This is a genomic window from Bacillus sp. GZB (genome assembly GCF_001975995.1).
Lineage (GTDB): Bacteria > Bacillota > Bacilli > Bacillales > Bacillaceae > Bacillus > Bacillus velezensis.
In genome coordinates, this window is the sequence record NZ_MTQG01000018.1 from 280,042 (window position 1) to 301,887 (window position 21,846).

A 21,846-nucleotide genomic window follows, 5' to 3' on the forward strand; every position below is an offset into this window, starting at 1 on the left:
TTGTAATAAGTCAAACAAACATCATAATCCCGTTTATTTTGTATCATTACTTTAAAAACATCCCTGTGTCTTATTTTCCTCTGGTATGCTTCTAAATACTCTCTAATCCTCCTTATTGAGGATAAATTATAAAGGAAACCGGGCTTTTATCAGGCTTGAGAACGTTTCCATCGAATGTGCTGCAAACTGATTTCCTATCCTTTTTTTACAAAAACAAGAATTTTTTTGCGACATTGTCCCGGAAAAAGAAGTTTTCGCCTCCTGAAAATAAGGAATATTAAGGAAAAATATAGGTCTGCCAACAGACAGCTCACTAAAAAAAGCACCCCAAAAGGGTGCTCATTGCGCAAGCTCTGTCTGTTTCGTTTCTTTTCCGAGAATAATAATGGTGATGACAGCAATCAGGATGGCCGCACAAAAGACGGCGAAAATCACTGTAAACGAAACGTTCCGGGCTGCAAGCGATCCGACGAGAAGCGGACCGAAAATGCCGCCGATTCTGCCGACGGCCGCGGTTGTTCCGGAACCGGTCGCGCGGATCGCTGCAGGGTACTGCTCCGGTGTATAGGCGTAAAGCACGCCCCATGCGCCGAGATTGAAGAAGGACAGCAGCATGCCGGCCGTGAGCAGCATGCCCAATGAATCCGCGGCACCGAAGAAATAAGCGCTGCCCGCCGTTCCGAGCAAATAGATGACTAAGATGGTCTTCCGCCCCGCTTTTTCGATCAGCCACGCCGCTGAGAAATATCCGGGAAGCTGGGCAAGCGTCATCAGAAGGACGTATTCGAAGCTCTCAATCATGCTGTAGCCTTTCATCAGCATCACGCTCGGCAGCCATAAAAACATGCCGTAATAAGAAAAGACGACGCAGAACCAAACGACAGACAGCAGCACCGTCGGCCGGATATACGGTTTCGTCCAGACACTTCCCGCCTGCCCGCGTATGCTTTTTTTCTGCGGCAATGCCTGATGCGCCGGTGATTCCGGAAGGCTTCTCCGCAAGTACAGCGCATAAAATGCGGCCAGCGCCGTTAAGAGCAGCGCGGCCTGCCAGCCGAATGACGGTATGACAAAGTAGGAAATCACCGCCGCAAGAAGCCAGCCCGCGGCCCAAAAGCTCTCAAGCAGCACGATGATCCGTCCCCGCTTTTCGGGAGGGGACGCTTCTGACACGAGCGTCGAGGCGACAGGCAGTTCCCCGCCAAGCCCCATTCCGATCAGAAAACGCAATATGAGAAAAACCGTCAATCCCGTTGCGAAAGCGGATATGCCGCTTCCGACAGAAAAGAATAACAGCGTGATCATAAACACTTTTTTCCGGCCGATCCTGTCGGCCAGCATTCCGAATACAAAGGCGCCCGCTGCCATACCGATGGAATTGACGCTTCCGATCCATTTCATTTGATCGGGTGTTAAATTCCAATCAGTGTGAAGCGCGGCGATAATAAACGATAAAATTCCGACATCCATCGCATCAAACAGCCAGCCCATTCCGGCAATCGCCAGAAGTTTTCGCGGAGTGACGGCAGGTTGTTTATTCATAAGCAGCACCTCAAATCGAAAATGATTACCGTATAAGTTTACACCTGTCTTTACACATTGTCATTATCTTTTTTCACAAAAAAATCCCGCTTGCCGTAAGCAAGCGGGGTGTATGTTAATTCTTTAAGACTGCGGTTTTAATATTATCCTGAAGCTGTTGAATCCGTTTCGCGCCGTCTTCTCTGATACGTCTGTTCTCTTCCTCGATCTGTTTCGTTTCCTGCATACCGCTGACAATCGTATTCCAAGACGTTTCAATCGTCTCAATGTCAATGCTCGGACGGCCTGCCATACGGGCAATTTCCACGCTTTGATTTGAGATATTTTCAGCGTTTCGCTTCAGCATTTCATTCGTGCGGCGGTCCAGCTCGCTCATTGAATCAGCCACAAGCTTTTGCCGTTTGACTGTGACAGCCTGAATGATGCCGTTTTTGAAAATCGGAATCGTAATGACGAAAGCGGAATTGATTTTCCCGATGAGCTTCGTATTTCCGCGCTGAAGGAGGCGGATCTGCGGCGCCGTTTGCAGCGCCACCATCCGCGCCATATCTAAATCATAGACACGTTCCTCAAGCGCCTGAAGCCCGTCACGCAGCGTATCAAGCTGCATTTGCGCAAGCTGGTTTCCGCCTGCCGCTTTTTCTTCATAAGAAGGAATGAGCGCCTGCATTTCCTCAAGCTTCATCTGCCCGGCAACGACATACTTTTCAAGCTCCATGTAGTAGTTAATGTTGTTTTCATACATCTCTTCAAGCGTATGGTTCGTCTTTGCCATTTCATCTTTGTATTTTGAAATTTCGACGTGGATTTTTTCAATTTCTCCGCCCAGGGTGCGGTACTTTTGAAAAATCTTTTCAATCATGCTGTTGCCGCGTTTGAACATTTTAGCGAGAAATCCTTTTGGTTCATCGAAATCATTTTTGTCAAAACGGTCCATGATTTTTCCGAGCTGCGTCAGCATTGTGCCTGAATCCGTGACACTTGTTGTTTTCATCATATTTAAGATGCGGTCGGAGAACTTCGAGATTTCAACTGCCGGTTCTTTTCCGTACTCAAGCAGCTCCATTTGGTTTTTCACGTCAATCTGCTGTGAAATGCGCTGCACCTCAGGGTCTTGGCGCAGCTGCACCCTGATGTCATCTGCTTTTTGTTCAGAAATCTCTTCATTTTTATCAAGAACAAGCGGATTTTGATTTTCTGTCATGTTTATTTACTCTCCCTGCTTTTGCGTAATGGTTCTAAACAGCTTTCTTACGAGTGACGGCTCCTTATATTCCTGCCGAAATACCATGTCCTCCAGCCAATGGACATCAAATTGGCTTTCTTCAATATAATGCTCAATGTCTTGATGGCCCGGCGGATTATACAAGATGATATCGACGCCGAATTTATTTAAAAACAATAGAGCGGCGGCGTCAGAACGTGTAAGTTCGCCATTTTGTTCCGTATGATATAAAACGAGTTTCGGAACGGTTTGGGCGTAATCAAACGTCTGAATCAATTGCAGCAGCGAAGCGGGCAGGTTCGTCGCCTGGCGGAACAAATAGATTGCGGCATCCCTTGCCTGCTCCCCGGGCAAAGCCTTCAGCCCTGGGTTTCTGCACATGTCAGAAATCACATTGGCGATGGCGTTCTGCACGCCTGACGGGAGATGCTTGTACTGCCAGATGTTGCTTCTTTTCAGCCTGTCCGCGTCAATCGCTCCTTCTTCGTTCAAAACCTGACTGTAGTGATACTGGTAGTTGGCTTTCAGCTCTTCCGTAAACGGAAAACTGCGGATCATGTGTGTCTCCTGATAGTCTGCGGCGGTATGGAGTCTGTTCCAATATTCTTTCGTATCTTTGGAAACCCCCATCACTTTCGCAAAAAGGTTCGGAACGGCCACCCGCTCCCTGTCCGCTTTAAATTGCGGCCGGATAAACGCCCGCTCCTTCGCAATGAGAAATAACTCATCATACGTCGTTTTTAATGTCACGGACTGCGGGGTATGATCCCTGAACTGCCAAGGCTTATACATCATAGATTCCTCATGGTTCAGCACATGCTCAATTTCTTTCGTTGACCGGTAGGCCGTCGTGGACGTTCTGTCCGGCTTTTCTTTCGGGAATGGCTCAAGGCCGCCTGTTGCGGGGAGCTTTATCACAAAGCTGAGTTCCTCATCCGGATCAATCAAGCTGAACGGGTCTTCCGCAGTCGGATGAAACAATAGGACGTCACAGCCGATCAGCATGAGATAATAGAGAAAATAGAGCTGGCTTTTGGTAGCGTCTCCATACCACACCACCTTCGGCATCTCACGCTCTATATCGGCTTGTTCGAGCCATGGATTCAGGTGGTTCAGCGAAAACTTTGACACATCCAAGAGCACACGCCGGAAATCGGGATGATTCAGCCCGTTTTCATGCCGGTCCGCAAAGGTTTCCAAAAGCGTCATAAACGCGGTTCTCAGCCGGCGGTGCATAAGCGGATCAGCGTGTTTGGCAAGCAGCCTGCCCCCATCGAGAAACGCGACAAATCTGGAAACCGAAAGCCCTTTCTCTTTTTGATTGACCGAATGGATGTGCTGGAGCGCCTGAAACGTTTCCGGCGCGATGGTCTTATCCAGCGTCTCGCTTAACACATGGATGTTTTCATGAGAAGACAGCTCGAAAAGCTTATTGTAATACTCCGTCTCATCATAAGGAGTACCCAAAATCCGGACGGCAAGACGGGTAAACGCCAGCCCGTTTTCCCGCTCGTAACCGGGACGTTCCGGCAGCGGCCGCATCAGAAACGTTTCCCAGTCATCGTTTTCCGGCTCGGCCTTTCGGATCACCAATTCTTCCTGCCTCATCATTTTCCTCCTTTCTCTTCATGATGATCGGTACAAAAAAGGAAGGAAATGAACTCTCCCTCCTTTTTTGTTTTATTCTTCTTTAGATGCAGCCGTTTGCTCCTGAACCTGCTTTTGTTTGTTGAAATAGTGGATAATAAACGTTACCACAAACGCAGCGATGATGATTCCGAAGAACACCACGTGCGGCATTTCATAATCAAAGGCGCTCGCCGCCATTTTCACGGCGATAATCCCGATCAGCACAAAAGCCGTATTTTCAAGCTCAGGGATTTTATCAATTAAAACAAGGAATACTTTTGCGACTGTACGCATCATGAGAATGCCAAGCATACCGCCGATCAAGAGCACCCACACTTTTTCCGATACCGCAAACGCGGCCAGAATGCTGTCAACAGAGAAGGCCAAATCCATTAACTCAACTGAAACGACAGTGGCCCAGAAAATTCCGAACGTACGGACCATCCATGAATTTTTCTTCATGCCTTCCGTATCGTCATCACCTTCTCCGATCCAGAAATGCTTAATGACGAGCCAAGCCAGGTACAGCGCGCCAAGCACTTTAATCCACCAGAACTTAATGAGCAGCATTCCGATCCCGATAAAGATAAAACGGAAAATATATGCCCCGAACAATCCGTATGTTAATGCTTTCTTCCGCTGTTTTTCAGGCAGATGCCTTACCATCACCGCAAGCACTAACGCATTGTCGGCCGACAGCAGCCCTTCCAGCAGAACCAAGGAACCGATCAGCCCCCATGATACAGGGTCAGTCAGCACTTCACCCCACATTTTCCAATCAAAAAAGGAAGCGTAGGTCGACATAATATGATGTAGAAAATCCAAGTTTTTTCCTCCTATTTAGTAAAACGGTAATTTCCTGCTTACACCTGCAAGCCGTAATTCCGGCAAAGTGATGCCAGACCGCCGGAAAACCCGCTGCCGATGGCGTTAAACTTCCACTCAGCCCCATGGCGGTAAAGCTCACAAACGACAACCGCCGTTTCAATCGAGAAGTCTTCCCCTAAATCGAAACGAAGCAGTTCATTCTGGGTGTTTTCATCGACGACACGCACGAACGCGTTCGACACTTGTCCGAAATTTTGGCCGCGCGCTTCCGCATCATGAATCGTGACGGTGATGCCGATCTTTTCAATATTTGCGGGTATTTTTGAGAAGTCGACGATAATTTGTTCATCGTCTCCCTCGCCCTCGCCCGTCCGGTTGTCTCCCGTATGGATGACACCCCCGCTTGGGTGTTCCAGGTTATTGTAGAAAACAAAATCAAGATCATTTACACAGTTGTCATGGGCATCGACAAGAAAAGCCGACGCGTCAAGGTCAAAGTCATGCCCTCCGGAGTACTTGTTCGTATCCCAGCCTAAGCCGATCACCGCTTTTGTAAGGCCGGGGTTCGTTTTTGTCAGATCAACACGCTGTCCTTTCGCCAATTGAATAGCCATGTGCCGTCTCTCCCTTCTGTGTGTGATATGGTTCAGCCGATTTGCAGGCCGTAATCTGTCGCAATACGGGCCAGTCCGCCTTGGTAGCCTGAGCCGATCGCGGAAAATTTCCATTCGCCGTTATGTCTGTAAAGCTCCCCTGCGATAATGGCTGTTTCAATTGAGAAATCTTCAGCCAGATCATAGCGGATCAGCTCCTCATTTGTCTCTTCATTGACAATGCGCACGAACGCGTTGGAAACTTGTCCGAAGTTTTGGCCGCGCGCTTCCGCTTCATGAATCGTGATGACGAATGAAATTTTGTCAATAGCCGCGGGCACCGCGCTCAGGTTGACTCTTACGCTTTCGTCATCGCCCTCGCCCTGGCCTGTCAGGTTGTCGCCTGAATGTGCGACAGAGCCGTTTCCGCCTTCAAGCTGATTATAGAAAATGAAATCATCAGGCGACGCGCATCTTCCTGCTTCATTTAATAGAAAGACGCTGGAATCTAAATCAAAATCATGTCCGCCGTCGTATTTGTTTGTATCCCAGCCAAGGCCGACAACGACTTTAGAAAGACCCGGATTTGTTTTAGTCAAATCTACTTTTTGTCCTTTTGCCAATGAAATTGCCATGTGTGCACTCTCCTTTTTATCGTTTAGGCGTATCGGTTAACGATATCGCCGATTTTTGTATCGTTTGTGCCTTCTCCTACTGCGGCGAATTTCCACTCGCCGTCCTGGCGGTAGATTTCAGCCGCGATCAGGCTCGTTCTGCCTGAATAGTTATCTCTTAAATTGTAAGTCACCAGTTCTTCGCGATTAGCCTGATCAACGACGCGGATGAACGCGTTTTGAATCATACCGAAGTCCTGTTTTCGTCTGACGCAGTCGTAAATATTGACGACAAACACAAGTTTATTAATCTGAGCGGGCACTTTCGCCAAATCGATGAGAATTTGTTCATCATCGCCGTCGCCTTCACCCGTCAGGTTGTCACCCGTATGTACGACACCGCCGCACCGGCTTTTCAGATTGCCGAAATAGATGACGTTTTTGCTGTCTGTCATTTTATCATTTTCAAGCATCAGTACGGAAGCGTCACAGTCGATATTGGCACCGCCTCCGCCAAACAGCTTTCCGAAAAAGCCCCCGGATGATACAGGGTCCCAGCCGAGTCCGACCAGCAGTTTTGACAGGCCGGCTTTTCCTTTTGTTAAATCAATCCGCTGTCCTTTTTGTAAAGAGATCGCCATATGATTCACTCCTATTCTGTAAGGGTGCCGCTAAGCACGCCGCAAGTGCGCATTTTTACTAAATTCCGGGACAAGAATCCCGGTGTTTATTAAGATATACGTCTTTTATTATATCAAAGTTTCATAAAACATAAGAATTTTTGGCGAAAAACGGCGAAAAATTACTTCCTATATTCTCCTTCGTTCCGGAGAGAATAGAGAAAACAAAGAAATTGACGGGGACTGAACATTTTTCCTATCCTTGTATCAATACATGTCAGGAAAGGGGCAGACGAGTGATTGATTTAAGCATACTTGATCAGGCGCCCGTATCCAAAGGAAACGGGCCGCACGAGACGCTCCGCCGTTCAGCGGAGCTCGCCCGCCTCAGTGAAGGATGGGGCTATAAGCGGTACTGGTTTGCCGAGCATCACGGCACAAGAGGGCTCGCAAGCGTTTCGCCGGAAATTATGATCGCTCATACCGCCGCAGCTACAACATCCATCCGTGTCGGATCAGGCGGCGTGCTGCTGCCGCAGTACAGCCCCTATAAAGTCGCGGAAACTTTCCGTCAGCTTGAGGCGCTGCACCCGAACCGGATTGACCTTGGGGTCGGACGCTCACCGGGCGGTACAACGAAAATCCGGCTCGCCCTCACAGACGGGGTAAAGAAAAGCATGACCGAGTTTAACAGGCAGCTTCAGGATTTATCATCCTTTCTGACAGATTCAGTTCCCTCGGACCATGCTTATGCCGGAATAAAAACAGCGCCTTTGATTGAAACAGCCCCGCAGCTTTGGGTGCTCGGCCTCGGGGAAAACAGCGCCAGACGCGCCGCTCTTCAAGGTGCGGGCTATGTCTTCGGCCATTTCATTAATCCGGAACGCGGGGAAAAAGCTTTTCAGATCTATCGGGACCATTTCCGGGCCTCCGTCCATTTTTCCGCTCCCGCCTCGCTCTGTGCCATTTTCGTCATATGCGCGGCTACGGATGAAAAAGCGGAAGAACTCGCCTTAAGCCAGGATTTATGGCTTCTTCGTGTCGGAAAAGGCGCCGACAGCCGCGTGCCGAGTGTGGAAGAAGCGAAGGCTTATCCGTATTCGCCGGAGGATCGTAAACAGATAGAAGAAAACAGGAAGCGGATGGTGATCGGCTCTCCTGCCGCAGTGAAACGCCGTCTGCTTGAACTTTCCGAGCGGTATCAGACAAAAGAGATGATGGTGCTGTGCAACGTCTTTGATTTCGAAGCAAAAAAAGAGTCATATGAGCGTCTTGCTGATATATTTCTGTAAAAAAAAGCCGTCAAACGGAGCAGCAGATGAGACTGCTGCACCGCTTAACGGCGGTTTTTTCGTTCTTTTCCTTTTTTAAACGCATTCCACATCCCCTGCAGCGTAAACCCGAGCAGAAGCAGAATGATTAACAGTAAAGTGATTGACGGCCCCGGAGGCGTTCCGAGCTGGTACGAAGACGTCAGCCCCATGAACACACTGAAAAGAGAAATAATAATGGCTGCCGCAAACACCCATTTAAACCCTTTGGCGATACGGATTGCAAAAGCCGCGGGCAGTACGAGGAGCGCGGAAACGAGCAGCACGCCGATAATCGGAATAATGACCGAAATCGCCAGCCCCGTCACGATGCTGAATGACATTGACAGCAGGTTTGTGTTAATGCCTGATGTCTTCGCCGTCGCCTCGTCAAAGGTAAGAAGATAGAGCGGTCTGTTTAATATAATGAAATAAAGCAGAATCAGCAGGGTAATGCCTCCGATAATATAGACCTGCTGCTGGCTGACCGTGACAAGCGATCCAAATAAATATTGATCGATGCTCATTGACGCGCCGCCTTTTGACAGGCTGATCAGAAACATCGCAAACGACAGCCCGGCCGCCATTAAAATTGCGATAGATACCTCTGAATATGTACGGTACGCCCGCCGCATGTATTCAATGCCGATAGCTCCGATCGTGACGACAACGATGCTCGCCGCCGTAATATTGGTACTGAGAAAAAAACCGATGGCCACGCCCGACAATGAAATATGAGACAGCGTATCCGCCATCAGCGCCTGTCTTCTCAGCACGAGATATACGCCTAATATCGGCGCCATAATTCCGATCATGCTTCCCGCTAGAAAAGCTCGTCGCATGAATTCCAAGTCAAACATTTCCATCCGCCTTTTTCCCCCCTCTCAAGCCGTATGACTTTATCCAGATACTGCTGTACTTCGTTTTGTTCGTGTGTCACCATGACGACGGTGCGGTTGTGATTTTTCACCTGATGGTGCATAAATTCGTAGAAACCCTGTCTGCTTTCATAATCAACCGCGGTTGTCGGCTCATCAAGCATCAGCAGATCCGGATTGCTCGCAAGCATTCTCGCAATGCAGATTTTCTGCTTCTGTCCGCCGGATAAATCGCCGATTTTCCGATGGCGGAAATCCCACATTTCCACCATCTTCAGCGCGTTTTCCACCTCGTGGTGATCCGTTTCGTTCAATCGTTTAAACCATTTTCCTTTCGTATAACGGCCTGATTGCACAAGCTCCAGAACCGTGCTTGGGAATCCTGCGTTAAATGAAGAAATCTGCTGGGGAACATAGCCGATTGTCAGGCGTTTTCCGGCTGCGTTTTTTTTACTGATCTCGGCCGTTCCTTCCCAAGGTCTGAGCATGCCGAGCATGACTTTCATCAGCGTCGATTTTGACGCGCCGTTCGGTCCTGTAATGCCGACGAATTCGCCGCTTTTGATTTCCAGCGACACGCCGTCAAGCACCGGTGTATGCGAATAACCAAAAACGATATCTTTTAATGTAACGAGATTCATGCTGACCTTCCTTTCCCGCATAGAAATAGTGTGCACCCCGCGGCGCACACTATGTTATTTAACCAATAGCGAATCTTTCAGTGCATCAAGGTTTTTCTCCATAATGTCGATATAACCGATGCCTTTATCCCGTTCTTTTTGGCTTAAACCTTCCAGTGTATTGAGCACTTCCGTTTTCGCGCCGATTTCACCGGCAAGTGTATCTGCAACTTTAGGCGATGCAACTTCTTCAAAGTAGATGATCTTCACATCATGCTTTTTGGCAAACGTTTTGAGATCCGCCAGTTTGGCCGCACTCGGCTCTTCTTCAGGAGAAAGGCCTGCAATCGCGACTTGTTTTAAGCCGTATTCTTTGGCGAGATAGCTGAATGCCGCGTGCTGTGTGATCAGTTCTTTTTTCGCCGCTTTATTTAATGTTGTACGGTATAGTTTATCAAGATCCTGCAGTTTTGCAATATATTCTTTACTATTTTTCTCATAGTATGCTTTATTCTTCGGGTCCTGTTTTACGATCTGCGCCGTAATGGTTTTGACCTCTTTTTGCGCAAGAACCGGGCTGAGCCACACGTGAGGGTCCATGCTGTGGCTGTGGTCATGACCCTCGTGTCCATGTTCCTCTTCCTCTTCATCCGAACCTTCGAGTAAGTCAATTCCTTTTGACGCCTTTACAAACTTCGCATGATCAGAGCTCATGCTTTTTTCCGCTGAAGGAACCCATGTCTCCATATATTCGCTGTTGTATACGAAAAGATCGGCGTTTTGAATGCCGGCGATATCCTTCGGCGTCGGCTCCCAATCATGGGGTTCGACCGAAGACGGGATGAGAATGTCTACATCGCCTTTGTCTTTGACAATTTGTTTCGTGAATTCGTACATAGGATAAAAGGTCGTCACGACGTGCAGTTTGCCACTTTTCGAAGAACCTGACGAACCTTTTGAAGATGAATTGCCGCAGCCCGCCGCGATTAAAAAGCATGCCGCAATGACAATGATTCCGCTCCATTTTTTAAACAAGCCGTTTCCCCCTGTTCTGTAAATCAGAATGATGACGATTTCCAAAGCGTACTTTCTCGTTCATTTGTTACCTATACCATAATAAAACGAAGTAATTACGTTTTGCAAGATTTTTTTTCTAAATTGATATCCGATTTACCTAAAAAGCCCCCGTCATGTATGGACGGGGGCGTCATATCACATATCAGGCAAGCAGATAAACTCTTGTTTCGTATGGGCGGAATGTGATGCGGGATCCCGTGCCGCCGTCATTTTCATAGTTGCTGAGAAGCAGCTCGGCGCTTTCAGGTTCGGAGCCATCCGGCCAATAAAAGACGGCTTCTTCTTCCGATACGTTGCTGATGGGCATGAGTTTTTGTCCGTTTGCCTGTCTTTCATACACAAACAGCTGCGGGTCATCAGGAAGCAGCAGCGTGTAGCTGCCTTTTATGATATCAGCATACTGTTTTCGCAGGCGGATCAGTTTTTTGTAAAAGTTCAATATAGAATCGGGATCATCCTGAGCCTCGGCCGCATTGACGGTTTTGTAATTGGGATTGACCGTGAGCCACGGTTCGCCCTCCGTAAATCCGGCATTCTTGCTGCCGTCCCACTGCATCGGTGTACGGGCATGGTCCCGGCTTTTCGCCATAATGGACGCCATGACTTCTTCCCTGTTGCGGCCCATTTCAAATACCCTTTTATGATACATATTGACGGTCTGAATATCTTGATAATCCTCTATTCTGTCAAACGGAGCGTTTGTCATGCCGATTTCTTCCCCCTGGTAAATGTACGGCGTGCCTTTCATGAAATAAAGCAGGGCGGCAAGCATTTTGGCGGATGCTTTGCGGTATGTGCCTTCGTCTCCGAAACGGGATACGATCCGGGGCTGGTCATGATTGCACCAATACAGCGTATTCCAGCCTCGATGTTCCAGTTTTTCCTGCCAGTCTGTGAGCACTTTCTTCAAATCGGATAGCTCAAGCGGTTTTACATCCCAATGCTCTTGGCCCGGCTTTTGATCAAGCTCCATATGCTGAAAATGAAAAATCATATTCAGTTCATGCTCATCGGTTCCCGTGTAGACCAGCCCTTCCTCAGGCGTCACTGATCCGGCCTCGCCGACCGACATCACGTCATATTTGGAAAATACCTCTTTCGTCATTTCTTTTAAGTAATCATGTATCCGTGCCCCGTTTGGCCGGAAAGGCTTCGGATCGGCCCGGCGGGCGATGTAGTCTTCATATGGCGGCAAATATTCTTTTTTTGACAGAAGATGGAGCTGGTCTATACGCAATCCGTCCACGCCTTTATCGAGCCAAAATCTCATCATCTCGTACACTGATTGCCGAACCTCGGGATTTTCCCAATTCAGATCGGCTTGTTTGACGGCGTTCATATGCAGGTAATATTCGCCCGTATGTTCTTCGTACTGCCAGACGGATTGTCCGTAATCCGACACCCAATCGGTCGGCGGGCCGTCCGCGGTGCCCGGCCGCCAAATATAATAATCGCGGTATTTGCTGTCCGGATTCATTTCCGCCTCTTTGAACCAAGGATGCTCCGTGGAGGTATGATTTAAGACGAAATCCATCACAAGCTTTAATCCGCGGCTGCGGCATTCTGTAAGCAGATCGTGAAAGTCCTCCATCGTTCCGTAAGATTCCATAATTGCTTGATGATCCGTCACATCGTAGCCGTTATCGACGTTTGGCGACGGGTAAATCGGGCAGATCCATATCACATCAGCGCCAAGTTCTTTTATATAATCGAGACGCGCGATAATCCCCCGCAGGTCGCCTATGCCGTCGCCGTTCGTATCTTGAAAGCTTCGCGGATAGATTTGATAGACAACGGCGTCTTTCCACCAGTCATTCGCCATCTTGCGATCCCCCTGTTTTTTTAGAAAACCATTTCCTTTATGACCCTGCTCTAAACAAAAAAGAGAAGGTTTCCCCTCCTCTTTTATCTATCCAGCTGAGACGGATAAAGCGTCATGCCTCCGTCGACGAAAAGTGTCGTTCCGGTCACGTAACTCGCTTCTTCCGACACCATCCATGCAGCGGCCGCGGCGACTTCTTCCGGTTTTCCGAAGGCGTTCATCGGAATTTTTTTCAGCTGGGCTTGTTTATGTGTTTCATCTTCCAGATCCTTATTGGACTCCGTGGCGATCGTGCCGGGAGCGATGGCATTCACCCGGATGCCTTTGTCTGCGTAATTGAGCGCCATCGTTTCCGTCATCATTTTGATCCCGCCTTTGGATGCCGAGTACTGCACGTTTTCAGGACGCGGTATTTGCTGATGAACGCTCGATATGTTTAAGACCGTTCCTTTTTTGCCGCGCTCGAGCATATGTTTCAGTGTCGCTTTCGCCCCCAAAAAGGTGCCGGTCACGTTGACGTCGATGACCCTTTGCCAATCCTCCAGGCTCATTTCATGGGGCATCGCTTCGGTCCCGTTAAAGCCGGAATTGTTGACCATCACGTCCACGCCCCCGAAATGCTCCTGGGCGGCATGAAACAGCGCCTGAATCCCTTCTTCTGAGGATACATCGGCTTTTACGGTGACGGCTCTGCCTCCCGCTTTCTCAATGATGTCCGCCGCTTCTTCCGCTCCGGAGGAATCACCGAGGTAATTCACAACCACATTCATCCGCTCCTTGCCGAAGCGTTCGGCAATGGCCTTTCCGATTCCTTTCGAAGAACCTGTTACGATTGCTGTTTTTCCCTGTAAATCCTGATACATTGTCTCTTTTCCTCCCTGATGTTAATACAGAGCATGTACCCGGTTTTAATCAGCTGAAAACAAAAGAGATCATAAAAAGAACGATGAAACCGAAGCTCCCTCGTTCTTTTTTTCATTATGCGTAGTTGTTCATTTGCAGCCTTTTTTGCACGCCGACAAGCCTGCTGAAAAAATAAGATGCCGCTTTGTAGTTCTCCCGTTTATGAAAGAAATGAGCCGCGTCCTGAAGCAGTTCCTCTGTGTCAGCCAACAGCTCTTTTGATTCCAGAATGTCAAAATACTCTTTGAGCGAATCCTGTCCGCCTTCCCCCTGATAAAGCTCTTTAATCAGACGGAATTTCGTCATATAGATCTCATCTTCCCACTCCGCAGCGCTTCTCATGCCCCGCGCGCAGCTGGCGGCGGCTTCACTGTATTTTTCCGTTTTAAAGTAGATATGTGTGAGTGAAAAAACAGCCTGGATGACCTGCCGGAAGCTGTGTGCTTCAAATCCGGCAGCCGCCCGTTCAAAATCCTCCGCCGCCTTGCAAAAGTCACCCAGACTGTACATACAGTGCCCGATATTATAATAGGCCGCAGCAATCATATATTGATCATCAAGCCGCTCCGCGTGTTCCAAGGCGCATTCGAGGTATTCCAGCGCTTTTTTATGCTGCTGGGCGTCCATCAGATTTCCGGCAATGATAAATTTGCACTGCACCCTTCTCATTCCGTATAATTCATATTTCTTGTAAATATCAAGCGCCTGCCCCGCGTAATTCATCGAAAAGAAAGTCTGCTTGATATGATAGTACACCTCAGAAATTTTATACAGAAACTCGGCTTTCTCTATGTCATCTTCCACATATTCAAGCTTTTCCTCAGCCCGCTTATAATGAGAAATCGCTGAGATGAAGTTTTTCTGCTTAAATTCATACATTCCCCTGAAATAGTAAAAATAATATTCCAGTAAGCCGGTCAGCTTTTGCTGGTTCATCTCAATCTCAGTGAGCATTTCAGAGAACGGAGGCTGGCAGTCGCCGTCTTTCATGGGTTTTAATTTATCCAGCATGATGCGGTGCCGAAATTCCATCAATGAAAAATACAACAATAAATCCTGGTTCTCTTCCATATCTTCGAGTTCATATTGAATCTCCCGCTTCAGCGCTTCAGCTTTATCGGCTTCAAACGCGCGGATCAGCTTATACCATTCATTCATCTTTACGGCCACTTCTTCAGATGGAATCTTGGATTTCATAGATTTGCCTCCTTCCTCCGGCTACTAATTATGTTATATTTTATCATAGCAAATTTATGGCAGTGAGCAAACAAAGATTTTAATCAATTAAAGAAAGAGAGAATTCACCATGAAACGACCAGTCAGAATTGCGCTGCTTTTGATCCTCTTCTTTTCCGCAGACCTATGTTTTTCCTATGTGCAGAAAGAATTGAGGCCGCAGACGGCATTACAAGATAGAGCCATTCCAAGCGCTCTTCATCCGCTCGTGAGGCAGAATGCGGAGCTATTGCAGACGGCCGCTCTGAAAAAAGGCATCACCGTCGTTATCACAGAGGGTTTCAGATCAATTGAGGAACAAAACGAATTGTACCGTCAAGGACGTTCAAAAAAAGGAAATATCGTCACCTACGCAAAAGGCGGGGAATCTTACCACAATTACGGCCTTGCGATCGACTTCGCCCTGCAAAAAAAGGATGGAAGCCTGATTTGGGATATGACGTACGACGGAAACCGAAACGGCACGCCCGATTGGCTTGAGGTCGTATCGATTGCCAAAACGCTCGGTTTTGATTGGGGAGGCGATTGGAGAGGCTTTAAAGATTATCCTCATTTACAAATGATCCCTGGCTAATAAAACCTTTTCTTTTTTCGCTTTTGCGCATCAATGTACGGAGGATAGACAGGCCTGTACACAAGCTTATATCCTTCATTGCCGGACGGCGTAAAATCGCGCTGCCACTCCAGCCGCAGATGGAAATCGGATAAAAAAGCGGCCTTTGCTTCTTCGGGAGTAACGGCCGGCACCGGATTGATCTTCTCCAGCTGCTCCGGGTCAATGTCAGGCGCCATGTAAGCTTCCACAAGCCCCGTTACGGGACTGACAAGTATTCTCGCAGCGCCGAACCGCAGCGGAATATCCTGATGCCATATGGAAAAATGGAAGCGGAACCTGCCCCTTCCGTCCGTTTTCAGCGGGTTCATTTTAAAAAACTCGTCCGCTCTCGGATAAAGCTTGTATAAAAATTGAAGCGCGACGGCCTCACACTCTTCCGCAGAATAAAAGGCCGGGCCCTGATGCTCAATAAAAGATTTAAAGGCTGTCATTTTCCCTGTCTTTTTGTCCGTTTTCATCTTCATTGTATTTTTGTTGCTGGTTTCAAAATAGCTTTCGATACTCAAATCTTTCCGTTCCGGAACCGACCCTTTCCGCCATGTCGTTCCGATCTCATCCCCGAGATCGCGCCGGCGCGTCTGAACCATATCCGAGGTAAACCCCATCAATTCATCCAGGCTGATTTCCCGTTTATGTTCAAACGCGGGAAGCGGTTTTGCCGGCTCATTCCTGTCTTCGCAAAGCTGCTGATCCGGCACGATATCATCTTCACCGGCCGGATAGCTGTAAGCCGGCAGAATCGGTTCATAGACGAGACGCGGTATTTTCTCAAAATTGACCACATCATAGACGAGACTGAATGTCAGCACACTCATATAATGCGAGACGACTTTTTCCCGATCGACGAATGTTTCCGGGACGGGCGCTTCACCCTTATCCCCGTAATAGATAAACTGCACGACGAAGCCGCTCCTGGTTACATCAACGAAAAAACCTGAATCGGGAAGCGGCCGGCCGAGCACTTTTTTTGTATAGATAAATCGGATGCACCCATTGCGTTCTTCCCTCGCCTGAAAGATGAAATTCATAAAAGTAAGCGGGCGGTGTCTCGCCGCAAACCGAAGAGCCGTCAGCTTTAATTCGGCGTCTGACAGCTGCATGTCTGAACCCGGACAGTCGTTGCGTGAATAGGTAAGCAAAGATCCGTCGTCGCCCAGCTCAATCGTTACCGTTTTATCCGGATGGTTACGATTTTTCCATATATAATAGGCTCTCGTTTTTTGTTTTTCATCATAATCTTCTATTTCAAGCTCATAGTGCGGCGGTATGTTCCCGATCTCCAGCGCTTTTTTTCTCAGATGTTCTTTCAGCAATGGGGTCATCCTTTCAGAAGAGTGTATAAAAAAGAACTGTTTTTAATTATATAAAAACGCCCTTATCCTTTTAAAGGGAAGAAAGTGCCTTTTATGTGTCTATTTTTAGCAAAGAGGGAAAAGAGCCGTATTCAGAGCGGCACTTTTTCATACAAATGTCACACTCCCCGTGAAACCCCCGGGACGAACGCCCATGACCTTCAGCCTATTAAACTCGTGATCGCTTCTCCCGTATGAGCCTCAATAAACCGCGGGAAAACCGGTTTGTATACGAGCCTGTACACTTTCCCGGAGCTGTCGTCATCGTAACAACGATCCCAAGCGAGCTCTGCTTTGATGGCCCGGCGGATCGCGTCCTTCGCCTCTCCCAATGTCAATGAAGGAACGGGATCGATTTCCTCGAGCTCTTTCGGATCAATTTCCGGCGGCATATATACAGTGACAAGACCCGTCTTTTTGCTGACACAGATTCTCCCCTCTCCGAATCGCAAATCAACACCGCCCGAACAAGCCTTAAATGTAAGCCCTGCGTTTTCTCCTTCATCATCCGGTTCATCATATTGAACCCGGAAATACTGATCCGCTTCCGGAAACATGGCGAATAAAAAGCGGATGGCCATGTGATGGCATTCTTCCTCAGAAAACACCGGTTCGCCTTCACTATGTATAAATGACATCACTCCGGCGAGCCGGCCCGATTCTTTATCCTGCATTGTTTTCAATACGTGTTCATTCCGTTCTTTAAACAGACTTTCAAAGCTTTTATCTTCCCGTACGGATTTTGTTTTTTCAGGACGCCAGGCAATGCCGATGCGGCCGTCCCCAAGATCGCTTTCCCTCTCTTTATAAAAACCGTCGTGCAGCCCGATCATGTCATTGATGCTCATTTTTTCCGCTTCAGGTGCAGGGCGTGAAATCGGGACATACGGCCGCGTGTCGTCTTCCAGTTCTTCATATTCGTCTATTTCTTCATTCTCTTCCTTCAGGTCGGCCGATATCGGCCGCGTCGGAGACACGATTTCATAGACGAGATGAGGCTTGTCATCCCCCTGCATATAGACGGACTGATGCAGGACGGTGAACAACAGCTCTGCTTCTATATGTTTGACAAAGTGAGCCAATGCTTCCCGCTTGTCCGCAATTGTCCCGGGCCTTACAAGATCATCGGCCTTCCCATGGTAAGAAAAACCGGTTACTTCCCCTGTCAAAGAGAGGTCGACGTAAAACCCGGTCAGCGGAAGCGGCAGACCGTCAGCCATCTGAACATAGGAATATCTCACATCGCCATCATTTGCGGAGCCGATTGTTTCCAATTCAAACTCAGCCAATGCCCCCGGACGATGGGTTTCTAAAAACGCCCGCATCCGTTTTTCTATGTCCGATTCCGAAAGAGGCGGCAGATCAGTCCGGAAAGCCGGACGGGATAAGGATTTCAGTTTTCCGTCCCGGTCTAATTCGACCATGATGCCGGTTTCCGGATCATTCTTATCTTCCCACCAAAACAGAACCTCATCTTCCTGGTATTCTTCCACTTCCACATTACTCTCGTAGCGGGCAGGTACGTTTCCGATTCGGAGAGCCAGCTGTTTCAACTCTTCTTTTTTCATCATAACACTTCCTTTTCTTCCAAAAAGATTGATGATTACCAAGACTCTTTTATACAAAACTAGTATAATTAACCTGTCCATCTTCATGACTATAGAATTAATCATTAACAACAGGGGGTAAACCAGATGTCCATCAAAAAAATGAGCGCCGTGTTTTTCATTCTGCTTCTCACGGCATTTACCGCCGCATGCAGCAGCGAAACGAGCGGCGGCCAGGAAAGCAGCACGGCGAAAGTGAAAATAAAAGAGACAGCATGGGCCGCTTCAGACGATACTGAACATCCGGCCGCGCTGAAAGTAACGGTCACCGTCAAAAATACGGGCAAAGACCCGCTTACCGTCAAAAGCAGCGACTTCTCGCTTTATCAGGATGACGCGAAAACAGCCAAGGCCGATAAGGAAGACTTGATGCAGAGCGGCACGCTTCATGCGGGTAAGACAGTGACGGGCAATCTGTACTTCACGGCTGACGAAGGCAAATCATATGAATTGGTATATCAGCCGCAGGCAAAAGACGCGAAGCCTTTATCTTATAAACTGAAAGTCAAAGGCACAGCCTCAAAAGCAGTACCTGACCCGGCGGACGCATTATCCGCCTACATTGATGTGATGCTGTACGGCAAGCACAATAAAGATTTCACCCGCCTGACCGGGGTAAATGAAAAAATGACGGCCGCCGCATATCAGGAATCGGCGAAAGCCAGCTTTATCACCTCAGCAGGCATTTCACAAGAACAGGCGGATCCAAAAGCCATTTCCGCTATTATTGACGCCATGTCATCAGCGCTGCGGGATAACACAGAGCTCAAGGTGCATACCAAATCCATGTCAGGCAAAAAAGCCGTCCTTGAAGCAAAAGTGACGCCGCTTGATATGTCTCCGCTTGCGGGCCAGCTGCAAGACCGCGTGCAAGACTATGCCGGAAAGCACCCCGATGCTGATGAAAACGAAATTGTCAGCCACCTGCTTTCTGTCTATCCGGAAGAGTTTATGCGCCTGAAACCGGCTTCTTCTTCCGTTACAAGAGAAATCGAGATGAAGAAAAACGCCCGCGGCCAGTGGTATCTGGATACAGACGCCGATCTGGAAGGATTGACAGAAGCGTTTTTGAAAACGTCCTGACAACAAGAAAGGAAATAGCGCAGGCTATTTCCTTTTTTTATTTTCACTTAAAGATGTCACTGATATATTGAACCTCATCCTCGGTTAACTGCACATGAAGCGCGTCCAGATTGTGTTTCAGCTGGTCAGGGCGTTTGGCTCCGGGAATGATCGCATCCACCGCCGGCTGCGACAGAAGCCATGCGAGTGCGATATGCGCTGTCTGCGCCCCTTTTTCCTCTCCAACGGCCCGAAGCTTATCCACTCGCTCCAGATTTTGGCGAAAAGCTTCTCCCTGAAACGGCGACCTGTTCTTTCGGCTGTCCTCAAAGACTGTGTCTTTTGTAAACTTTCCCGTCAGCAAGCCGGAAGCAAGCGGAAAATAAGGAATAAAGGAAATGCCGTTCTTTTCACAATAAGGCAGCAGATCATGCTCCGCCTCACGCTGAATCAGTGAATATTCCGATTGAAAAACCTCTAAATAGCCGTCGGCGTTAAACTCCTGCAGTTGCCGGAAGCTGAGATTGGACGCGCCGATTGCTCTGATTTTCCCTTCGTCCTTCAGTTCTTTTAGCGTGCCCGCCACTTCGGAGAGCGGTGTTTTGCCGTCAGGGAAGTGGACGTAATACAAATCAATCACGTCTGTTTTCAGCCGCTTCAGGCTGTTTTCCGCCTCACTCCGGAGAAATTCACGGCTGTTGTCCAGCTCGATTTGTCCGTTGACTTCTTTATGCGCGCCTTTTGACACAATCACGAGGCTGTCCCGCACGCCGCGCTCTGCGACAACTTCACCGATTAACTCTTCGGAACGCCCCAAACCGTATATAAATGCCGTATCAATAAAATTGACGCCGCCGTCCAACGCTGTGCGGATGAGTTCTTTTCCCGTTTCATCATTGAGATTGGGAAACAGATTATGTCCTCCCACCGCATTAGCGCCAAAGCCGATACGCTTTACCCGTAAATCCGTCCTGCCCAGCGTACGTGTCTCATCCATAGCTCAGGCTCCCTTCCTTTTATCGCTCTGTTTAGTATTAGATAGACGGTAAGAATTATCCTGCCTGAGAGCCTATCTATAGAAAAAACCTTGAAAAGCGTTTGCCCTTCAAGGTTTTTTTGCTGTGTATTAAGATGTCAGAGCTGCGGCGAAGCGTTCGGCTTCATCCGTGAGAGCACCCTCGATTTCCTTATAGCGGCTGGAAATCGTTGAGGCGCTGACGCCGTACTTCTTCGCCAGCTTCGCTTGAGAAACGGACGCGCCGTTCAGAGAAATGCTGTTCACGTAATATTCGACCGCCGCTGCGAAAGCTTCAGGCTTTCTGATCGTCGGTGTTTTTTTGACACAGAACGTTTTCCACAGATCAATTACGGCCGGAACCAGCTCAGCCGGGTATTCATCCCCGCTCAGGCCTTTTTCAATAGCGTCCGCCGTTTCCTTCTCCATGTCGTTCGCCCACTCTGTCTGTTTTTCTTCAGCAGCCTGCTCAGGCTCTTCCGCCGATCCTAAAAGAGCGGCCAGCACAGTGTCGAAGTTTTCCTGCATAAAGCGCTCAGGCGATTTTCCTTCCGCAAGGGCCGGGGCCGCCGCCTTTTTCACTTTGCTGATCAAAGCTTCGGCCCGCTTCACAGGGAAGATCGTAAATTGCATGAAGAACTCGGCTTTTTCCGCTTCGTGGATCGGATAGCCGAGAATCAGGCTTCCCGCCGGCGGAAGATCCTGCTGGCTGACGTCCATTTCCACTTTGAATTGTTTTTTCGTCATCACATCTTCAAAGTGAATCATTCCTTCTTTCACATCTTCAAGAACCATAACGGCAGGTGTCATGCTTTTCCATGATTCAACGATTTCCCGTGTTTTCGGGCGGTTGATGCCGCCGGCTTTTTTCTGAAGATATTCTTCAAAAATCGTCTTGCCGCCTGCCAGCGGACGGAAGAAAATTCCCCAGATGCCGAGGTTGAAGACTCCGATGTCTTTTGTCTGTCTGTCCAGCTCCGTAATGAACGCGTGCTGGTTAATAAATGATGATATGCCGTCTCTATGTGCTGTAAAGGCGTACTCCATTAGGCTTTCCTGAATCTGTTTCGCTTCTTTTGCCGCGATGTCTGCCGGAATGGCAGCTTCTTTGCTTCCGCAGCATTTTTTATATTTCTTCCCGCTGCCGCATGGGCAAGGGGCATTTCTTTTCACTTTTCCCACAATAAACCCTCCGAATTCTGATATAACTTTATTATTTTAACAAAAATAACTTCAGAGGGCTTGGTTTACGGCGAAAAAAGAATATGGAAGAAAAAAAGCCCCCGGGATATTCTCA

General features: G+C 48.4%; 20 protein-coding genes. 3 read left to right on the plus strand and 17 right to left on the minus strand.

Annotated elements, in window-relative coordinates; genetic code table 11:
* Positions 1-339: 339 nt before the first annotated feature.
* The 7 genes from BXO87_RS17535 to BXO87_RS17565 form a co-directional block, all read right to left on the minus strand.
* Positions 340-1,542 carry an MFS transporter gene (locus BXO87_RS17535; RefSeq protein WP_020955280.1) on the minus strand — a complete coding sequence of 401 codons (1,203 nt, stop codon included), beginning with the start codon at positions 1,540-1,542 and terminating at the stop codon, positions 340-342.
* A 115-nt stretch (positions 1,543-1,657) separates the two neighbouring features.
* Positions 1,658-2,746 (minus strand): toxic anion resistance protein, encoded by a 1,089-nt coding sequence (locus BXO87_RS17540; RefSeq protein WP_007409049.1) that lies wholly within the window; start codon positions 2,744-2,746, stop codon positions 1,658-1,660.
* A 6-nt stretch (positions 2,747-2,752) separates the two neighbouring features.
* On the minus strand, positions 2,753-4,375 hold the full coding sequence (locus tag BXO87_RS17545; RefSeq protein WP_020955279.1) for a YceG family protein: 1,623 nt from the start codon (positions 4,373-4,375) through the stop codon (positions 2,753-2,755).
* Positions 4,376-4,447: 72 nt separating this feature from the next.
* The gene (locus BXO87_RS17550) at positions 4,448-5,221 is read right to left on the minus strand and encodes a TerC family protein (protein ID WP_003156644.1); all 774 of its coding nucleotides are present in this window, start codon (positions 5,219-5,221) and stop codon (positions 4,448-4,450) included.
* A gap of 38 nt (positions 5,222-5,259) precedes the next feature.
* Positions 5,260-5,838, minus strand: a complete 579-nt coding sequence (locus tag BXO87_RS17555; protein WP_038456899.1) for a TerD family protein — start codon at positions 5,836-5,838, stop codon at positions 5,260-5,262.
* A 32-nt stretch (positions 5,839-5,870) separates the two neighbouring features.
* A complete protein-coding gene (locus tag BXO87_RS17560) occupies positions 5,871-6,452 on the minus strand; it encodes a TerD family protein (RefSeq protein WP_003156648.1) in 582 nt (193 codons plus the stop codon).
* Between the two features lie 23 nt (positions 6,453-6,475).
* Positions 6,476-7,072, minus strand: a complete 597-nt coding sequence (locus BXO87_RS17565) for a TerD family protein (protein WP_015239102.1) — start codon at positions 7,070-7,072, stop codon at positions 6,476-6,478.
* Between the two features lie 275 nt (positions 7,073-7,347).
* Between BXO87_RS17565 and BXO87_RS17570 the strand changes: the two genes are divergently transcribed.
* Positions 7,348-8,343: an LLM class flavin-dependent oxidoreductase gene (locus tag BXO87_RS17570; RefSeq protein WP_038456898.1), complete on the plus strand. Its 996-nt coding sequence runs from the start codon at positions 7,348-7,350 to the stop codon at positions 8,341-8,343.
* 44 nt (positions 8,344-8,387) lie between these two features.
* Here BXO87_RS17570 and BXO87_RS17575 read toward each other — a convergent pair whose 3' ends face one another.
* The 6 genes from BXO87_RS17575 to BXO87_RS17600 all read right to left on the minus strand — a co-directional run bounded on the left by BXO87_RS17575 (position 8,388) and on the right by BXO87_RS17600 (position 14,858).
* Positions 8,388-9,227, minus strand: coding sequence for a metal ABC transporter permease (locus tag BXO87_RS17575; RefSeq protein ID WP_038456895.1), 840 nt, complete (start codon positions 9,225-9,227; stop codon positions 8,388-8,390).
* Complete coding sequence (locus BXO87_RS17580; RefSeq protein WP_021495283.1) at positions 9,185-9,880, minus strand: metal ABC transporter ATP-binding protein; 696 nt, start codon at positions 9,878-9,880, stop codon at positions 9,185-9,187. Before BXO87_RS17580 ends, BXO87_RS17575 begins: the two co-directional genes overlap by 43 nt.
* A gap of 54 nt (positions 9,881-9,934) precedes the next feature.
* Entirely contained in the window at positions 9,935-10,894 is a 960-nt protein-coding gene (locus BXO87_RS17585; RefSeq protein ID WP_038460649.1) for a metal ABC transporter substrate-binding protein, read from the minus strand.
* A gap of 184 nt (positions 10,895-11,078) precedes the next feature.
* Positions 11,079-12,758 carry a glycoside hydrolase family 13 protein gene (locus BXO87_RS17590; protein WP_038456891.1) on the minus strand — a complete coding sequence of 560 codons (1,680 nt, stop codon included), beginning with the start codon at positions 12,756-12,758 and terminating at the stop codon, positions 11,079-11,081.
* Between the two features lie 83 nt (positions 12,759-12,841).
* Positions 12,842-13,621 carry a glucose 1-dehydrogenase gene (locus BXO87_RS17595; protein WP_038456888.1) on the minus strand — a complete coding sequence of 260 codons (780 nt, stop codon included), beginning with the start codon at positions 13,619-13,621 and terminating at the stop codon, positions 12,842-12,844.
* 115 nt (positions 13,622-13,736) lie between these two features.
* Positions 13,737-14,858 carry a response regulator aspartate phosphatase gene (locus tag BXO87_RS17600; RefSeq protein WP_003156660.1) on the minus strand — a complete coding sequence of 374 codons (1,122 nt, stop codon included), beginning with the start codon at positions 14,856-14,858 and terminating at the stop codon, positions 13,737-13,739.
* Positions 14,859-14,967: 109 nt separating this feature from the next.
* Between BXO87_RS17600 and BXO87_RS17605 the strand changes: the two genes are divergently transcribed.
* On the plus strand, positions 14,968-15,471 hold the full coding sequence (locus BXO87_RS17605; protein ID WP_032872745.1) for a M15 family metallopeptidase: 504 nt from the start codon (positions 14,968-14,970) through the stop codon (positions 15,469-15,471).
* Here BXO87_RS17605 and BXO87_RS17610 read toward each other — a convergent pair.
* On the minus strand, positions 15,468-16,826 hold the full coding sequence (locus tag BXO87_RS17610) for a YcdB/YcdC domain-containing protein (RefSeq protein WP_038456886.1): 1,359 nt from the start codon (positions 16,824-16,826) through the stop codon (positions 15,468-15,470). The genes BXO87_RS17605 and BXO87_RS17610 overlap by 4 nt on opposite strands.
* 200 nt (positions 16,827-17,026) lie before the next feature.
* Positions 17,027-18,433 (minus strand): YcdB/YcdC domain-containing protein, encoded by a 1,407-nt coding sequence (locus tag BXO87_RS17615; RefSeq protein ID WP_038456884.1) that lies wholly within the window; start codon positions 18,431-18,433, stop codon positions 17,027-17,029.
* Between the two features lie 126 nt (positions 18,434-18,559).
* Between BXO87_RS17615 and BXO87_RS17620 the strand changes: the two genes are divergently transcribed.
* Positions 18,560-19,555, plus strand: coding sequence for a DUF5105 domain-containing protein (locus BXO87_RS17620; protein ID WP_038456882.1), 996 nt, complete (start codon positions 18,560-18,562; stop codon positions 19,553-19,555).
* Between the two features lie 43 nt (positions 19,556-19,598).
* Here the strand turns inward: BXO87_RS17620 and BXO87_RS17625 are convergent, their stop codons facing one another.
* Together BXO87_RS17625 and BXO87_RS17630 are read right to left on the minus strand one after the other, a co-directional pair.
* Entirely contained in the window at positions 19,599-20,531 is a 933-nt protein-coding gene (locus BXO87_RS17625; protein WP_038456880.1) for an aldo/keto reductase, read from the minus strand.
* A 129-nt stretch (positions 20,532-20,660) separates the two neighbouring features.
* Positions 20,661-21,731, minus strand: coding sequence for a helix-turn-helix domain-containing protein (locus BXO87_RS17630; RefSeq protein WP_032872737.1), 1,071 nt, complete (start codon positions 21,729-21,731; stop codon positions 20,661-20,663).
* Positions 21,732-21,846 lie beyond the last annotated feature (115 nt).

What these genes read in the sequence shown, in the direction of transcription:
- BXO87_RS17575 (WP_038456895.1), bottom strand. Translation starts at nt 9,227, where the DNA reads ATGGAAATGTTTGACTTGGAATTCATGCGACGAGCTTTTCTAGCGGGA.
- BXO87_RS17595 (WP_038456888.1), bottom strand. Translation starts at nt 13,621, where the DNA reads ATGTATCAGGATTTACAGGGAAAAACAGCAATCGTAACAGGTTCTTCG.
- BXO87_RS17580 (WP_021495283.1), bottom strand. Translation starts at nt 9,880, where the DNA reads ATGAATCTCGTTACATTAAAAGATATCGTTTTTGGTTATTCGCATACA.
- BXO87_RS17560 (WP_003156648.1), bottom strand. Translation starts at nt 6,452, where the DNA reads ATGGCAATTTCATTGGCAAAAGGACAAAAAGTAGATTTGACTAAAACA.
- BXO87_RS17615 (WP_038456884.1), bottom strand. Translation starts at nt 18,433, where the DNA reads ATGAAAAAAGAAGAGTTGAAACAGCTGGCTCTCCGAATCGGAAACGTA.
- BXO87_RS17545 (WP_020955279.1), bottom strand. Translation starts at nt 4,375, where the DNA reads ATGAGGCAGGAAGAATTGGTGATCCGAAAGGCCGAGCCGGAAAACGAT.
- BXO87_RS17555 (WP_038456899.1), bottom strand. Translation starts at nt 5,838, where the DNA reads ATGGCTATTCAATTGGCGAAAGGACAGCGTGTTGATCTGACAAAAACG.
- BXO87_RS17600 (WP_003156660.1), bottom strand. Translation starts at nt 14,858, where the DNA reads ATGAAATCCAAGATTCCATCTGAAGAAGTGGCCGTAAAGATGAATGAA.
- BXO87_RS17540 (WP_007409049.1), bottom strand. Translation starts at nt 2,746, where the DNA reads ATGACAGAAAATCAAAATCCGCTTGTTCTTGATAAAAATGAAGAGATT.
- BXO87_RS17625 (WP_038456880.1), bottom strand. Translation starts at nt 20,531, where the DNA reads ATGGATGAGACACGTACGCTGGGCAGGACGGATTTACGGGTAAAGCGT.
- BXO87_RS17620 (WP_038456882.1), top strand. Translation starts at nt 18,560, where the DNA reads ATGTCCATCAAAAAAATGAGCGCCGTGTTTTTCATTCTGCTTCTCACG.
- BXO87_RS17605 (WP_032872745.1), top strand. Translation starts at nt 14,968, where the DNA reads ATGAAACGACCAGTCAGAATTGCGCTGCTTTTGATCCTCTTCTTTTCC.
- BXO87_RS17590 (WP_038456891.1), bottom strand. Translation starts at nt 12,758, where the DNA reads ATGGCGAATGACTGGTGGAAAGACGCCGTTGTCTATCAAATCTATCCG.
- BXO87_RS17535 (WP_020955280.1), bottom strand. Translation starts at nt 1,542, where the DNA reads ATGAATAAACAACCTGCCGTCACTCCGCGAAAACTTCTGGCGATTGCC.
- BXO87_RS17565 (WP_015239102.1), bottom strand. Translation starts at nt 7,072, where the DNA reads ATGGCGATCTCTTTACAAAAAGGACAGCGGATTGATTTAACAAAAGGA.